Source organism: Pseudomonas sp. B21-041 (genome assembly GCF_024748675.1).
In the GTDB taxonomy this organism is placed as follows: Bacteria; Pseudomonadota; Gammaproteobacteria; order Pseudomonadales; family Pseudomonadaceae; genus Aquipseudomonas; species Aquipseudomonas neuropathica.
The window spans coordinates 2595420-2611301 of record NZ_CP087175.1 but is presented as its reverse complement, the minus strand read 5'-3'; the positions used below and the strand labels follow the sequence as shown (position 1 = coordinate 2611301).

The following is a 15882-nucleotide window of genomic DNA, read 5'->3' as shown; positions in this document are numbered from 1 at the left end:
TACTAATAAAAACCCTGAACAAACCTGAACTTCCAATAGTCACCACACCTAACCCAATATCGCTCTACATCTGGTATCAAGAAATTGAAATCTGAGCACTTGGAAAACCAATCAGGATATGCAAGATCTTCATGGGATCGGCCAAAGTCCATGTGCATGTATATTTTTCTATCAAAATTCACATAAAACATCGGTAATCGAGATGCCAATCGCCCAGCAAAACTGAACTCATCTACATTCAGCTCTACTCCTGACAAGTAATAATTCTCAATTCTACTCAACAGTTTTCCAGCATTACAATCACCATCCATGTCAAAGACCCCTTCAAAATCCTCTCTAACAAGTACCCCCTCAGCTACGCAACTTAAATATTGAAGAAAATTTTCCGACTTCAGCTTTAAAAGCCCGCCTCTAAATTCCTTGCACGCTTGCGCATATTGGTCCTGTGTTATATGACCTTTATTCAAGTATCCAAGATAGTCCTTCTCCGCATCTAGAGAAAAATTATATTTATGGTCCAAAACCCAATAGCACTTTGCTTTATGGACAAAAAAGCAAATACTTTTTTCCCCGCTCGACAAGTCTTCAAATATTGCTTTGTTAAAAATCAATGCCCAAACTCCTTTAAAAAGGCCTCTTGAGAGTAGACACGTGCATTGCTCGAGTTTTTTTCAAGCAGTGACTCCCATATTTGGGGGAGCTCCAGAGCAGTACCTGGCTTACTTGGATCTACAATTTTTGGCGCTGTCGGATCTCGTGGGATACCTGGGACTGGTCGTTGGGGTATCGCATTAGCCATAATTTCCTTATGGAGTTTAGCATCCACATCAAATACAACCACAGATCCATCTGGACGCTTATTAGTCAGGTAGTAGCTGGCATGATCGGCGTTTCCAACGCTTACGCAAAGCTGTCCTGTGCAGCCAGGATTGATACTGATGCTTCCATCGGCGTTCGCCGTGATGCGATTTTGACTTGTTGCAGAGCCAGCACCGCCACCTTCGACTCTGAAGTATTTTTCGGTCTTGAGTATTTCCCCTTTTGCACCTGACGCTGCCGGCCTGACGACAGCCAAAACCTCATCAGCCGTTAGCTTAGCGCCAGTTTTCGCTTCGATCTCCATCAAAGCGCGAAGATCACTCAGCTCCTTGGTCGTTAAACTTCCAGCTGCGGCCCCCAACCCGACAGGAAGTGCTTCCGACAACCCCAAATCAGCGATAACGACCCCGGCTTCGTTCACGCACAACACTGGGTTGGCTGCGCAGGTAGCTGCACCTCTCGTGGCATACTGTCCAAGCAAACCAATCGCTTCCGGCGCAAGAGCAATGATCCCCGCTGCAGCCAACAATTTCACCGCATTAGCCGGATCCCCTTTCGGAAGGTGGTCTAGGCTAGCTCGCGTCCTCGCATTGGTGGAGTCGGCGATATTGCTATGGAGGAATTGATCCGTAATCCCCGTTTTGTCATTTTGCCAAAGTTTGTTTAATTCACGAGAGCCTTCATCAATCTCAGCCTTGATCTTCTCGCAATCACCGGTCGCCCAACAGTTATTGAGCCGCGCCGTGTTATCCGCATCACGCTTGGCAAACTCAGCTCGAACCGCATCACAGTTGTCTTTACATTCCTTGAGCGCCTTTTCCAGGTCTTCTACATCCTGGTGGCTCAAATAGTTGTATTGAGTACCACTCTGTGCGATCGATGACCCTAGCTGCAGCTTGGCGGCATCTGCGTTCGGGTCCTGCACAGCGGTCGTCAAAACCCCGATCAGTTGCGAGTTCATCAGCAACAATCGATCTCTGTCGTCCTTCGACATCCCGGAATACGCCGACGCCAAATCGTCAACGAACGCTTCGTTGACTCCAGCTGCCAATGCGCCCGTTTTGAAGTCCCCCCCCGCTGCCATGGAGCTCAAGCCTCCCATTAGCGCATGTAGGCCTATCTTCTCCAGACCACCGTCCTCCAGGTGTTTGCTCACCCCGATATCACCCACGAGGTTGAAACCATAGGCGGTAAACGCATTCACCAGGCTTTTTTGCACGGCATCACCCAAGCTGCCTTCACGGCCCAGGGCTTTGTTGAGCAACGCGGAGGTGGAGTTTTGCAACAACTGGTTTTCGGTAAAATGCGCGATACCTTGCAGGCTGCTCAGACCACCGGAATCGGCGACGATAACTTTTCCGGTGTTGGCCAATGCGCCTTTGGTGGATTCCGTCAACGCGGGGGATGTACCGGTCGTACTCGAGGTCCAGTCATTGAAGAAACCGGTGGTCAGACCCGCGGTGCCTCCGGCCACAATGTAATTTTTCAGGTTGTCAGCACTGAAGGTTTCTTTGAGCGCCGCTCCGAGATTGCCTTTGTTGTTAATGGTGCTGACGGCCGCCGTGCTGGCTGCCGAAGTGATCATGGCGGTGAGTGCCGCGTTCGCCCAACCTGCTGCCACTGCTTCGCTGGTGGCTGTCGCGGCTAGGCCAGCCGACATTGCTGTGCCGGAACCAGCAGTCGCACCTGCACCCACAAGGCCTGACGCCGCACCAGCGGTGAAGTAGGTGACGATGATTATGATGATGATCATCGCAGGGCCACCCAACCCCGAATGGCTTTCATCCCAGCGGTCATGCAGCTCTTGGACTTGACGCCAATCCACATCAGTTCGCGCTTCGGCGTCTTTCAACCAGGCCATACTCGGGTCGGCTTGCACCATGGCGTCGATTGCCTGACTGACGGTTTGCTGGTTGATCTGTTTGATGTCTATGTGAAGCCCATCAACAGCTTTAACGAGCGTCTGACCTTTGGCAGTCAGTTGGTTTTGGCGCAGTGTTTCGTCTACCTGGCCTTTGCTTTCCATGCTGGTCCAGGCCGCGCTACTGCTGCTCTTGTCGTGGCTTTCCTGATGCGAATCCTTCACTGCCTCAAAGGTGATGCTGCCACCGCTGTCCAAAGTCAGGTCTTTACCACTGTTGAGCTTGGCGCCCTGGTAGCGTTGATCACCCTTGCTGACCAGCGTGAGATCGCCCCCGGTCTTGATCTCGCTACCCACATGAGTGATCTGGGTAACCTCGTCACGCTTCATTTTCTTGGCGCCGAATCCACCCTTTTCCTTCATGTCGTACAGGGTGTAATCCTTGTTCTGCGCGGCCAGCAGGTTCAGGTCGTTGCCCGCGTAGACGTAGGCTTCGTTGCCCGCGCTGATCTTGCTCGCGACCAGTGTGGTGTCGCGGCCGGAGTTGGTTTTTACGTCGCCGCCAGCGATGAATTCAGCGGCTTTCTGGACGGTGTGGTTGTCCTCTTGGTGGACGCGTTCCCTGCCGTCCTTGCTGCGGGTTTCGACGTTGTGTTCATCGCCGGCCGAAACCAGATTCAGGTCACGTATTGCGTCGGCTATAAGATTGCCTTTGGCCTCAGCGGTACTGGCGATGACATTAATGTCACGTCCAGCGTCCATAGTCAGGTTGCCACCGCTTTTCACCGTCGACGCAAGGTTTTCCACGGTGGTGGTGATGACGGAGCGATGGCCGCCATTGAACACTTCGTGCAGTTCGTTTTCGTTGCGCGTCGCCAGCAGGTTGATGTCGCGGGTGGCGCTCAGGCTGGCGTCGCCGCCGCTGCTGATTGAGGACGAATTGACCAGATCATTGCCGGACTTAATGGTCAGGCTATCGCGCGCAGTGATGTTGCCGCCCTCATCGACGAGGGTGCGCATGCCGTTGCCATCACGCACCGCGATGGCGGTACGATCGTTGACGATGTCGCCCTTGAGGCTGGTCAGTTCGACCTGGTTGCCACGGATTTCGCCGGCCAGTGCGTTGCGAATGCTGTCGGTGGCCATCAGCTTGATGCGCTCATTGGCTTCGACCAGGCCGCCCTGATAGAGGCTGCCCTTCACATCGACAGAAACGTCTTTGCTCGCGCTCAAGGTACCGACGTTAACCAGATCGTTACCGGCCAGCAGTTCCAGATCGCGGCCCTGAATCAGGCTGCCGCCACGCACGTTGCGCGATTCGGCCTGGGCCAGGTAGAGCACAGGCACCAGCACTTTCTGACCATCGACGACGCGCTCTTCCATCCAGACGATGTCGTGGGTCAGTGCGGCAACTTGCGCGGAGGTCAGGCTCACGCCGACCGCCAGGTTCAGTTCGTTCTTGCTGGCGAGCGCGTTATCCATCAAGTAACGGAATTGTTCGTAGTCGTTCTCCAGGCCATTGGCGAGGAAACGCTGGCCCGTCTGGGCCATCACCGCATCACTGATCAGACGCGATTCGTAGCGACCATCGCCGAGGCGGCGTGCGGCTTCATCGGCGCTGAAATTGAGTTTGCCGAGCAGGTAGTCGGAACTCATGAACGCCGTGGTCTGGGTCAGCTCCGGGTTGGTTTCGATCAGGTAACGGCTCTGCGGATTGGTGCTCTGCACGAACATGCCGTATGGGCCTTTCGGCAAACGGAACGTCGAAGACGCCGTCGGATCAACCGCCGCAAACGGCACACCTTTGAAGTCGGCCGGAACAAAGCTGATCTGCTTCACGCCGTCGGCATCGACATGCTCGATGCGAGTCACGGCGGTCGGTGCCTGGACACTGGCATCGGTGCTGCGCTTGCCCAGATTGATGTTGATGCCACCGACCGCATCGGTCTGGTCGCTGGACAACGAGCCGGTCAGTTGGCCATAAGTGTTCTCGTACAACGTGCCGTTCTGAATGCTGTTGGTCACATCCAGCTTGACCTTGCCCCCGGCCTGGAGCACCGCCGCGTAAACGTTGTTGCCGTTGTCATTCCAGGTGGTGACGTCGCTGGTTTGAGCAAAGCGCGAATCGCTGGAGCGGCTGACCAGTTCTTCGAAACGAGCTTCATCGAAATTGCCCGCCGCAGTCGCCGCGTTGAAGGCCGGGATATCGATGAACTCCATCTGATCCCACAGGCTGTTGTCGATGTGCCCCGGCGTGCCGATCTGCACCACGCGATGGCCCGAACGCGACACCGCGCCTTTGTTCAGCAGGCTGTCGGCCGTAATGCTCAGATCACCATTTGCTGCCAGCAGGCTGTAACGGTTTTCCACCTGATTGGCGTGAATGGTGAAGTTCTTGCCGGCGACGAAACGCGCCGCACGGGAGTCTTTGAGGACCCGGTCGTCGAAGTCGGTGGTGATGGTGATGTAGCCGCGTTTCCAGCCGTCACCGCCGCCGCAATGCTGACCGCAGACCCAGCTGAGGCTGCCGGACGACTGCCCTGAGGTTATCTCGAATTCCGCCTTGGCGTTTTCCACCGAGACCGCGTTGATGTCGATATCACCCTCGCCTTCGACGGTGCCCGACAGGTTGCTGAAGACTGCAGCACGACCACCACCGACCGCATCGAATGTCAGGTTGCCGCGGCTGTAGATGTCGCCATAGAAGTTGTTCAGGCTGTTGCCGTGCAGCTTCATCGTGCCGCCGCTGAACAGCAGCGTATCGGCGCCGTTGTAAATGCCGTTGGCGGCAGTGAATTCGAGGTTACCTTGGGCGCCGAGGGTGCCTTTGTTGTTTATCTGCGCCGCCGTCACCATGAGGCTCTGGTTGGCGATGAGGCGGCCGAGGTTGTCCAGCGTGCCGCGCAGGGTCATGACGGTATCGCCACCGCTGACCAGTCGACCGTCCTGTTGAATCACGTCGTTGGCGTTGATCGTAAGCTTTTGCTGCGTCGAGACTTTGCCGCTGTTGAGCAGGTTACCCCCCAGGTTCAGCGTCAGGTCACCATCGCTTGCCAATTGCCCGGCGTTGTTCAGGTTGGCGACATTCAGATTCAGTGTCGAAGCACTGGCGATCCGGTCGCCGGCGTTGAGCATCAGGTCCTGCGCGCTGGTGTAAGTCAGCCCGCCGTTGAGCTGCCAAGTGCCAACGCCATTGACCGCGCCGACATCCCACACGCCCTTGCCCAGACCGGTGAGGCTGCCCTGGCTGCCGATCAGTTGGCTCAGGTCCAGATCGAACAGACCCTGCGCCGCGTGGCGCACGTTGCCGCTGAGGTTATTCAGTTGCGCGCCGGACAGCACCAAGTCCTGGCTGCCGATTTCGATCACGCCGCTCTGATTGTTCAGGTTCCCGGTCAGTTTGATCTGACTTGCGGCGCCACCTAGCGCACGGATCTGGCCGCCAGCGCTGTTATCCAAGCCGCCGGCAGTGAGTTTGAGGCTGTTGGCCGATTCGATCAGGCCGCCCTGATTGAGAATCTGCCCGACCGCTTCGAGGCCCAGTTGATTGCCACTGATCTCGCCGCCGGTGTTGTCCAGGCTGGTGCCGGTGAAGATCAGCTGATCCTTGCCGAACAGTTTGCCGGCGCGGTTGGTCAGACGGGTTACGGTCAGCGTCAGGTCATCGATCAGGCTGGAAATCAGCCCGGCCTTACCGTTGACTGCGCTGTTGTCGAGGTCGGCACTGGTGATGTCCAGCGAGTCGGCTTGCAGGGTGCCGCCCTGGTTCCGCAGGCTGCCGGTGCCCAGCGCCAGTTCGGCGTGGCTGCCGTTGGCGAGGATGATGCCCTGCTGATTGAGCAGGGTCTTGCCGGTGATTTTCAGGCCATCGCTGCCGGCGATGATTTGCCCGCCTGCGTTGTTGTTGATTGCGCTGCTGGTGATGTCCAGACGCTTGCCTTGCAGGGTGCCGCCACGGTTGTCCAGCGAAGTGAGCTGATCGAGCAGCAGACGCTGATCGCCGGCATCGACCACACCTGTCAGGTTGCTGAATACACCGGCAATGTTGAGGACAACATCACCGCCGTTGCCGACGATGCCGCCCTTGTCGTTGTTGCTCAGTTGCGTGGCGTGGATGTCGATGGTGTTGCCGAGCAGGACGCCGGCGCTGTTATCGACGACGTCGCTTTCGATGTGCAGGTCGGCGTCGCTCTGGATCCGGCCCTTGTGGTTGAGCAGTTGCGATTGGCCCGGTGCGGTTTGCTTGAGGATCAATCGCGCGCCATCGGCACCCGCCGCCAACAGGCCGCCGTCACTGTTATCGAGGCTGCCTGCTTGCAGCTTGAGACCGTCGGCGATCATGCGCCCGCCACGGTTGTCGACGTGGCCGTCCTTCGCCACCAGCAACAGTTGTTTCGCGGCAACCACACCTCCACGGTTGTCGACCGAACCGGCCTGAATCTCGACGTCCGCCTGACTGGATTGCAGCCGTCCCAAAGCGTTGTTCAGGTGCTGTTGGACGACCAGCGTGAGCTGGGCGGTTTCGGCGCTGATCGTGCCGTCTTTGTTGCCTGTGAGATTGCGCAGGTTTGCATCGACCACGCCACCGAGCAGTTTGCCGCTGGCGTTTTGCAGATCCTGCGCGGTCAGATTGAGGCGATCAGTACCTTGAATCAGACCCTGGCTGTTGTCCAGGTCTGCGCTGGTGATCAAAGTGTCAGCGGAGGAAATCGTGCCTTGGGCGTTGTCGAGCGCGCCAACGCTGGTCACCTCAAGGGTCTTGCCGGTCAGGCTGGCGTTGCGGTTGTTGATGCTCTGCGCGGCCACCGTCAGGCGTTCCGACGCCTGCACTTTGCCATCGTGGTTATTCAGATCCTGCGTCAGCGTCAGTTCGGCTGTACCGTTTTCGGCACTGATGACACCTTTGTCGCTGTTATCGAGGCGCGCCGCGGTGACCTTGATCTGGTCAGCCGCCAGCGTACCGCCCTGATTGAGCAATTCGCCGCCAGACACTGCCAGTGTGGTTTTCGCCTGAAGCTTGCCTTTGCCGTTGTCCAGACGCTCACGGGCGACCACTTTGGCGTCGCTCTGGCTGGCGCCGATCAGGCCGCTGCTGTTGTCGAGTTGACGGGCATCGATGTCCAGGCGCCCGGCAATGATTTTGCCGTCGGTGTTTTTCACATCTCGGGCATTGAGCTTGAGACTGCCATCAGCGATTTCAATACGCCCGTGACGGTTGTCCAGGCTGTCGACGATCAGGCTCGCCGCTTGCCCGTCGGCAAAACGGATCAGGCCGTTGAGGTTGACGATGGCCGGAGCGCTCAAGGCCAGGTGGGTCTCACCGTAAATGCGTGAATTCAGCCCTTGGTTGACCAGGCGCGCAGCGTTGAGCGTGACGGTTTTTGCCTGAACGATGCCGTTCTGATTGTCGAACACGGTCGCAGCGGTGGCGTTCAGGGTGCGGCTGGCCAAGACACTACCCGTGTTGCTCACGGCGGCGCTGTTGATCGACAGATCACCGGCGGCATTGCGGCTGTTATCGGCGTTGACCCCGGCTTCAATCACACCTTGGTTGGTCAGCTTGCTGCCGCTGCTCAGGCTGACGCTGTCGCGGGCGGCCAGGCTTTGGCGGTTGATCAGTTGTTCGGCGGTTTGCACGACCAACTGCGTACCGGCGTAAACCGGCCCCTGGGCATCGAGGCTTTTCGCTTTGACGGTGATGGCATTGCTGGCCGTGACCTTGGCAATGCTCAACTGGCCATTGGCGTCGATCTGGATGTCACCGGCGCTGGCCGCCAGATCACCCGCCAGCTTCACGCCGACGCCCTGCTCGGTCCCCACCAGTTTGATCGCCCCGGCATACATCCCGCCGAGCGCCGAAGAGTCGATGGCCAGTTGCGGTTTGGCGCTGCCATCATCGGCGCGCGCGGTGGCGTTGAGGGTATCGGCGTTGACGTCGTTGCGCCCGGTGGTGATGTTCAGGCGTTTGGCGTGAATCTGCGCGTTGATTTGCGTACTGCGGGTGATGATTTCGAAGCTGTCGACAGTGCTGGCATCCAGGCCTTGGCCATCGATGGAAACGCTGCCCTGATCAACCTGAAAGTGATCGAGCCGACCGTCGTCGAGTACCGGTCTACCAGTGGTCAACGTCACTCGTGGCGCATTGATGAACCCGCAACCGTTGCAGGTGATGCCGTAAGGGTTGGCGACGATCACTCGCGCCGATTGCCCCGCCACTTCGGTATAACCGCGCAGCTGACTCGGGCTGCCGCCGTTGACTTCGTTGAGGATGGTTTGTGCAGCTGCACCGCGCAGGTTCGGGTTACCGAGAATGATCCCGCCCAGTTGCGACTGCTCTGTGCGTGCCGTGACGTTGTTGAGAATTACGCCCTGCGCACCGACGTTGTAATCGTGGAACTGGTTATGCGACAGACCGCTGGCATTGGGCGTGGCGATGTTGATGATCGGCACGCCATTGCCGGCGCGATCCAGCGAGGTATTCGGATTGGCGACGACAATGCCGTCAGCCTGCGCCCACATCGGTTGCCAGAACATGACGTTCGCCAACAGAAACGCCAGCCCGCGTTTCGGCATGCCGAGGAAGAGTTCGCGGTTTTTTTCGGCAGCAGCAGGCTGGCTGGCCAGAGGGGCCAGTTGACGAATGTCCATTTCAGAATCTCGGGGCGGGCGGTATTAGAGGAAGAAATCCAGGCGGAAGTAGATCGGTGCTTCACGCTCGGTCAGCGCATCCGGGCGTTCCAGGGAATGAGCAAACGTCACCCCGGCGGACAGGTATTTGCCACGGGCGAACAGGTCCAGCGAGTTGCTCGACATGCGCCCGTGCTGATCGCCGTTGTAGCGACCGTTCTGGATCACACCCTGGTCGTAACCGAGGCTGGTGCCGTATTCGGAGAACACCGGTTGCAGCCATTCGATGGTCACCGGGCGCGACCAGCGCAGATCGTTGCGCCAGTAACCACCGCTGTCGCCCGACAGCGACTGATCCTTGTAACCACGAATCGACGAAGAGCCACCAAGGCTGGTGCGTTGCGGGCTGAACAACACATCTTCACTGCGCTGGCCGGTCATCAGGCTGCTGAAGCTGAACGACTCGCCCCACAACTTGAACGGCTGCAGGTAGCTCAGGGTGGCGGTGTATTTGCGGTAGCGTGCATTAGGCTCGCCGGGGCCAGGATCGTGACTGCCCTGCGCGTCGAAGGCGCCAATGCCTTCTTGCATACCCGCGTCAAAGTTGACGAAGGCACTGCCGATCCGACGACCGTGGTTGAAGCCGAACTGCGCTTCGCTGATGCGGTTGCTGCTCAGCTTAAGTTTGCTGTCTTCGATGAAGTTGTTGGTGCGCAGATACGACAGACCCGCGCTGAGCGAGGTCTTGCTGACGGCGTCGCGGTGGATCACCCGCTCGGCGCGCAACTGATGGTTTTCGCTGTCGCCGGTCTGCTTGAAGTTGTAGAGGTTGGCGGCGATTTGCGAGCGGTATTCGCTCTGGCTGTAGGTGTAGCTGAACGTCCACCAGCCCCACGGCAAACTGTAATTGAGCATGGCGTTACGCGAGGTGTGCTGATGGTCAGTCATCGCATCGTGACCACCGCGCAGGCTCAACTGATCGGCCAGGCCAAGCGGGCTGTCCCAGTCAAACGTGGTGCCCCACTGTTGCTCACCGGTGCTGCGCTGGCCGTCGTTGTTGCGCGACAGCCCGACTCGCCATGGCTTCTGCGGGGTGTTGTTGACCAGCACTTCGCTGCCACCGACATTCTGGCCGGGCGCCAGCTCCATTTTTGCCTGGTTCGAAGGCAGACGATTGAGCTGATCGACCATTTGCTCGATCTCGCGCAGGTTGACCAGGTCACCGGTTTTGCCGGGAAAGGCCATAGCCAGTTCGCGCTCCGAGAGCTGGCTGTTTTCCGCGCCCTTCATGCCTTCGAGCTTGCCTTCGACCACCAGCACTTGCAGGTGCCCGGTGGACAGATCCTGCTGCGGCAAGTAGGCGCGGCTGGTGACCAGGCCTTTCTCGATGTAGTGATCGGTGATGACCTTTAGCAGCTCGTTGAGCTGAGGTACGCCCAGGCATTCGCCGATGTAGGGTTTGAGCAGGCGAGTCTTGTCGCGCTCGGAAAGGCTGTCGGCGCCCTTGAGCTCGATGTCTTTGATCGGGAAACACCGAGTATCGGTGGGGGCTGCCGGTTGCGCAGGTCTGGCGTCTTTGCCGGGCAGATCCTTGAGTTCTTCAAGGCGCCGCTGCTGCTCTTCGAGCAGGCGGTTCTGGCGATCACGGATGAGGTCGGTGTCGCCGGGTGTAGGGGCGGCAACGGCAATCTGGAGTGGAGAAAGGCACAGCAACGCTACGCACAACCTCGCCACGAGGGCGGGTGAGGACATGTTCGATCCCTCGATACGAAAGTGACATCAAAATAGTGGCGCGATATTAGATGGCCATCATTTTGACGTCAAACTATCGTTTAAACCTTTTGTCGGGTTTGTATCAAGAATTGAACAAACGGGGCCGTTGCAGCCCCGCGATGCTTCTGACTGGCTTACCCGCGAATACGGTGCTCATCAAAGGCATAATCTTCCTGGCAATCCGCCGAAGGACTTTTCTCCACATTGACGTAATGCACCGTGTCAGCATCAGTAAGCTTGTAGGTGTAAACATCAGGCGCAGCGACGCCATTGGTTCTCAGCACACTCTTGCCATTGGTAGCTGTCCAGGTGCCATGCTCGGTTTGCACCTTCTGTGTCTGCTTGGCGTCGCGGAAAAAGGTTATGGAGAAAGTACCGTCGGCGTTGAACTGGTTTTTCCAGGACATGAACTGGCATTTGCCGTTTTCGTCGCGCTGACCTTTCCATGAACCGACCAGCGATGGGTCAACGACCGGCTTATTAGTGGCGCAGCCAGACAATGTGGCGGCCAGAATGATAAGTGCCAGGGAGAGATTCCGTTTCACAGGGTATTTCCTTTTTTTCGATAAATTCAGTGCGCTGTGCGTGCCGACTCAACTCTTTACGAGCGTGCGCTGCCGGGGCTGAGTAACGTCATAAACATGCTGTTCGCAATGCTCACCGCTGAACTGGAACTCCACCTGGTAGACCTTGCCACGCTCGGGAGTGAAAACAGTGGTCAGCGGCCCACAGGTATAAATACCTCCCGTAACCCGGCTGTTCGAATACCCCGAAATTTCAAAGGGCTTGTCGGCATCCGCTTGTGCCTCCACTTGTGGGAAGCGCTTGACCGTGGCGCTGTTGGCCACTTCATTGAGCTTGGCGATCCAGCCGAAAACATGGCCCCGACCTGAATCGACGACGGTGCCAAGCACCTCCATGCGACGGTCAGGGTCATCCGCACGCCGGATGGAAAACTCCACCGGATTGGTGCCACCCGTGGCCTTCATGATGACCTTGGCGTGCTGGTCATCCGTGGCAACGGTGTTCTGGCCCAACTGAACACCGTCTTTGAGCAGGCTCGGGGAGGAATCCCGAACAGTGGAATGGCAGCCTACAAGCGTGAAAATCACAGCCAGAGGCAGTAATGCGCGTTTATTCACGGACGAAGTTTCTCGATTAAGGACTGGCGCCAAGGATGACATCAGAATAGCGGCGCGATATTAGTTGGCCATCATTTTGACGTCAAACCTTTGTTCGTCAGTGCTCAACACCCAGTCGCGTCGCGACGTCATCGGGTGCAAGCAGGCGACCATCGGCCGAGGTCAACGCCAGCTTGCGAATCGGCTGACGATCCTTTGCATCAACCATCACCGACCCCGGCTCACCCGGCGCGTACATGAATTCACCGCCCCACTGCGACAGCGCGACGATCACGGTCTGCAAGGCTTTGCCGCGCTCAGTCAGCACGTATTCCTTATAAGCGCCGCCGTCGGCGGCTGGCAGCGCTTGCAAAATCCCCTGCTCCACCAGACCTTTGAGGCGCGCGCTGAGCATGTTCTTGGCGATATCCAAACTCTTTTGAAAGTCATTGAAACGCCGAATCCCGTCCAGCGCATCACGAATGATCAACAACGACCACCAGTCACCGATCAGATCCAGCGTGCGGGCAACCGGGCAGGCATTGCCCTGCAGACTTTTGCGTTTCACGTAAACGTACTCCTTCGATTCAGTGGGCGGCCGGGCGGCCTTGAGTTGCATCATACAACTCTGGCGCGGATCCACGACCGAGCCGACCTAAAACCAGCACCTGCATACAAGTAGCCGGATCGCTTTGCGTTGATAGTGAATGTCGCCATTTCGGCATCACTCGCGATCCCTGACGCAGGAGTTTCCATGAGCACCTTCACCACGCAAGACGGTACCGAGATTTACTACAAGGATTGGGGCAGCGGTAAACCTGTGCTGTTCAGCCACGGCTGGCCGCTGGATGCCGACATGTGGGAATACCAGATGGAATACCTGAGCAGCCGTGGCTATCGCACCATTGCCTTTGATCGTCGCGGTTTCGGCCGTTCCGATCAGCCGTGGACCGGATATGACTACGACACCTTCGCCGATGACATCGCGCAGCTGATCAACCATTTGGACCTGCGTGACGTGACGCTGGTGGGCTTTTCCATGGGCGGCGGCGACGTCAGCCGCTACATCGCCCGGCATGGCAGCGAGCGCGTTGCCGGTCTGGTGTTGTTGGGCGCGGTGACACCGCTGTTCGGCAAGAAAGCCGACTTCCCGCGGGGCGTCGATACTTCAGTGTTTGACGGCATCAAGGGCGGCCTGCTGCAGGATCGTGCGCAGTTCATCGCCGATTTCGCCGCGCCGTTCTACGGCACCAACCAAGGCCAGAAAGTCTCTGACGGCGTGCTCACGCAAACCCTGAATATCGCCCTGCTTGCCTCGCTCAAAGGCACCGTGGATTGCGTCACTGCGTTCTCGGAAACCGACTTCCGCCCGGACATGGCCAAGATCGACGTGCCGACGCTGGTGATCCATGGCGACGGCGACCAGATCGTACCGTTCGAAACCACCGGCAAGCAGGCGGCGGCGCAGATCAAGGGCGCTGAACTGAAGGTTTACGCCGGGGCGCCACACGGTTTTGCGGTGACGCATGCGCAGGCCTTGAATGAGGATCTGCTGGCATTCCTCCAGCGCTGAAAAACCCCACGAACAAGTCCGTCAGATCACTTTGACGGACTTTTTGCGGCTCTGCGTCTCGACCGAGACGATCTATCGTCGGGGCATTACCGAGTAAAAGGGAGTCGGCATTTGCTTGCGTTTTGCCGATAATGGCAACCGCACGGACTGCGTGAAGGTCCGCTGCAAACGCACCCAGACGATCATTACGCCGTTTTGACATTTTTTTCCCAGTCCGCTTCGTAGGGTGCGTTATCCGGCCAAACAGGAACCTGCCCATGCCCCCTTCCGACTGCAACGAAATAGACGAAGACATCGCTAACCAAGCCGCTGACTGGTGCATGCGCCTGCACGATAACAATTGCCCGCTGGCTGAACGTCAGGCTTTCCAGCACTGGATCCAGCTCGACCCGCGCCACGCTTTTGAATACGCAAAAATGCTCGAAATCTGGGATCTCAGCGGCCAATTGCCGGATGAACCCGAAACAGCGAAAAAACTCCTGACCGGCGACAAACCAGCGCACAAAGGTTCGCGCGAAATATAGGGGCCACGCTCGCCCCTCTCTCCCTCGCTCCAACAACTGAAAGCCGCGTATTCAAAGGCTTTGGCCCTTCTGCATCAGAATTTTATCTTCACATCCCAGCTTAATAATATTTTACCGATATCCCCCTCCTCCCTAGTCTGACCTCAAGCCAAACGGACAAGCCAACAGCGGCCCGAATCCCACTGCCTTGCTAGGAAGGATGTAGAGATGACCCCTGAAATAATAAAAACAGACACGCTGATCGTGGGTGCCGGCCAGGCAGGCGTCGCCATGAGCGAGCACCTGAGCAAACTCGGCGTGCCGCACCTGGTGCTGGAGCGCAATCGCATTGCCGAACGCTGGCGCACCGGGCGCTGGGACTCGCTGGTGGCCAACGGCCCGGCGTGGCACGACCGCTTCCCGGGGCTAGAATTCGATGACGTCGATCCCGACGGTTTCGCCCCGAAAGAACGTGTGGCTGACTATTTCGAAGCCTATGCGAAGAAATTCAATGCGCCGATCCGTACCGGCGTTGAGGTGAAAAGCGTGGTGCGCAATGTCGGTCGTCCGGGCTTCACGGTTGAAACCTCCGAAGGTGTGATCGAAGCCAACCGTGTTGTCGCCGCTACCGGGCCGTTTCAGAAACCGGTGATCCCGGCGATTGCCCCGCAAGACGAACGTCTGTTGCAGATCCATTCCGCTGACTACCGCAACCCGCAGCAACTGCCGGCAGGCTCAGTGCTGGTGGTCGGTGCCGGTTCTTCCGGCGTGCAGATCGCCGATGAGCTGCAACGTTCCGGCAAACAGGTTTACCTGTCGGTCGGCGCCCATGACCGCCCGCCTCGCGCTTATCGCAACCGGGATTTCTGCTGGTGGCTCGGCGTGCTCGGCGAGTGGGATCAAGCGGCGATGAAACCCGGTCGTGAGCACGTGACCATCGCAGTCAGCGGCGCTCATGGCGGTCGCACCATCGATTTCCGTGGTCTGGCCCATCGCGGCATGACCCTGGTCGGCGTCACCGAATCGTTCAATAACGGCGTGGTGACTTTCAAGCAGGACCTGGTCGGCAACCTCACTCGCGGCGACGAGAATTATCTGGCGTTGCTGGATGCCGCCGATGCCTACATCGAGCGCAACGGCCTCGATCTGCCGGAAGAACCAGAAGCGCGCGAAACCTATCCCGACCCCGAGTGCGTGAAAAATCCGCTAGCCGATCTGGATCTGGCCAAGGCTGGCGTCACCGCGATCATCTGGGCCACCGGATTTGCCGTGGATTACTCGTGGTTGCAGGTCGCAGCGTTCGATGACAAGGGCAAGCCCGTGCATCAGCGCGGCGTGTCGAGTGAGCCTGGGGTGTATTTCCTCGGTCTGCCGTGGCAGTCGCGCCGTGGCTCGTCATTTATCTGGGGCGTTTGGCACGACGCCAAACATGTCGCCGACCACATCGCCACCCAGCGCAAGTACCTCGACTACCGCGATGCCGAACAGCGCGAGGCCGAGTTGCACCAGAACAGCCACAGCAAAGCCGCCGACACCGTCGACGCTTGATAGCCCTTTACGCCCCGGCGCCGATTGCGCCGGGCATACCTTCTTCAGGAGCCGTTC

General features: G+C 58.1%; 9 protein-coding genes. 3 read left to right on the top strand and 6 right to left on the bottom strand.

The annotated features are described in order from the left end of the window. Positions 1-2: 2 nt before the first annotated feature. The 6 genes from LOY43_RS11620 to LOY43_RS11595 all read right to left on the bottom strand — a co-directional run bounded on the left by LOY43_RS11620 (position 3) and on the right by LOY43_RS11595 (position 12769). Positions 3-611 (bottom strand): hypothetical protein, encoded by a 609-nt coding sequence (locus tag LOY43_RS11620; RefSeq protein WP_258709669.1) that lies wholly within the window; start codon positions 609-611, stop codon positions 3-5. Further along, positions 608-9328: a DUF637 domain-containing protein gene (locus LOY43_RS11615; protein WP_258709668.1), complete on the bottom strand. Its 8721-nt coding sequence runs from the start codon at positions 9326-9328 to the stop codon at positions 608-610. Before LOY43_RS11615 ends, LOY43_RS11620 begins: the two co-directional genes overlap by 4 nt. Before the next feature lie 24 nt (positions 9329-9352). Continuing rightward, positions 9353-11059: a ShlB/FhaC/HecB family hemolysin secretion/activation protein gene (locus tag LOY43_RS11610; RefSeq protein WP_258709667.1), complete on the bottom strand. Its 1707-nt coding sequence runs from the start codon at positions 11057-11059 to the stop codon at positions 9353-9355. Positions 11060-11214: 155 nt separating this feature from the next. After that, positions 11215-11625 carry a lipocalin family protein gene (locus tag LOY43_RS11605; RefSeq protein WP_258709666.1) on the bottom strand — a complete coding sequence of 137 codons (411 nt, stop codon included), beginning with the start codon at positions 11623-11625 and terminating at the stop codon, positions 11215-11217. Between the two features lie 48 nt (positions 11626-11673). Then, positions 11674-12222: a hypothetical protein gene (locus LOY43_RS11600; RefSeq protein ID WP_095050131.1), complete on the bottom strand. Its 549-nt coding sequence runs from the start codon at positions 12220-12222 to the stop codon at positions 11674-11676. A gap of 97 nt (positions 12223-12319) precedes the next feature. Continuing rightward, positions 12320-12769 (bottom strand): helix-turn-helix domain-containing protein, encoded by a 450-nt coding sequence (locus LOY43_RS11595; protein ID WP_099759412.1) that lies wholly within the window; start codon positions 12767-12769, stop codon positions 12320-12322. Positions 12770-12955: 186 nt separating this feature from the next. Here LOY43_RS11595 and LOY43_RS11590 point away from each other — a divergent pair, with 186 nt between their 5' ends. The 3 genes from LOY43_RS11590 (at position 12956) to LOY43_RS11580 (ending at position 15825) form a co-directional block, all read left to right on the top strand. Continuing rightward, complete coding sequence (locus LOY43_RS11590; RefSeq protein ID WP_258709665.1) at positions 12956-13774, top strand: alpha/beta fold hydrolase; 819 nt, start codon at positions 12956-12958, stop codon at positions 13772-13774. Positions 13775-14031: 257 nt separating this feature from the next. Then, a complete protein-coding gene (locus tag LOY43_RS11585) occupies positions 14032-14298 on the top strand; it encodes a DUF4880 domain-containing protein (protein WP_095050054.1) in 267 nt (88 codons plus the stop codon). 207 nt (positions 14299-14505) lie between these two features. Next, the gene (locus tag LOY43_RS11580) at positions 14506-15825 is read left to right on the top strand and encodes an NAD(P)/FAD-dependent oxidoreductase (protein ID WP_258709664.1); all 1320 of its coding nucleotides are present in this window, start codon (positions 14506-14508) and stop codon (positions 15823-15825) included. Positions 15826-15882: the final 57 nt, after the last annotated feature.

What these genes read in the sequence shown, in the direction of transcription:
- LOY43_RS11610 (WP_258709667.1), bottom strand. Translation starts at nt 11,059, where the DNA reads ATGTCCTCACCCGCCCTCGTGGCGAGGTTGTGCGTAGCGTTGCTGTGC.
- LOY43_RS11615 (WP_258709668.1), bottom strand. Translation starts at nt 9,328, where the DNA reads ATGGACATTCGTCAACTGGCCCCTCTGGCCAGCCAGCCTGCTGCTGCC.
- LOY43_RS11590 (WP_258709665.1), top strand. Translation starts at nt 12,956, where the DNA reads ATGAGCACCTTCACCACGCAAGACGGTACCGAGATTTACTACAAGGAT.
- LOY43_RS11580 (WP_258709664.1), top strand. Translation starts at nt 14,506, where the DNA reads ATGACCCCTGAAATAATAAAAACAGACACGCTGATCGTGGGTGCCGGC.
- LOY43_RS11585 (WP_095050054.1), top strand. Translation starts at nt 14,032, where the DNA reads ATGCCCCCTTCCGACTGCAACGAAATAGACGAAGACATCGCTAACCAA.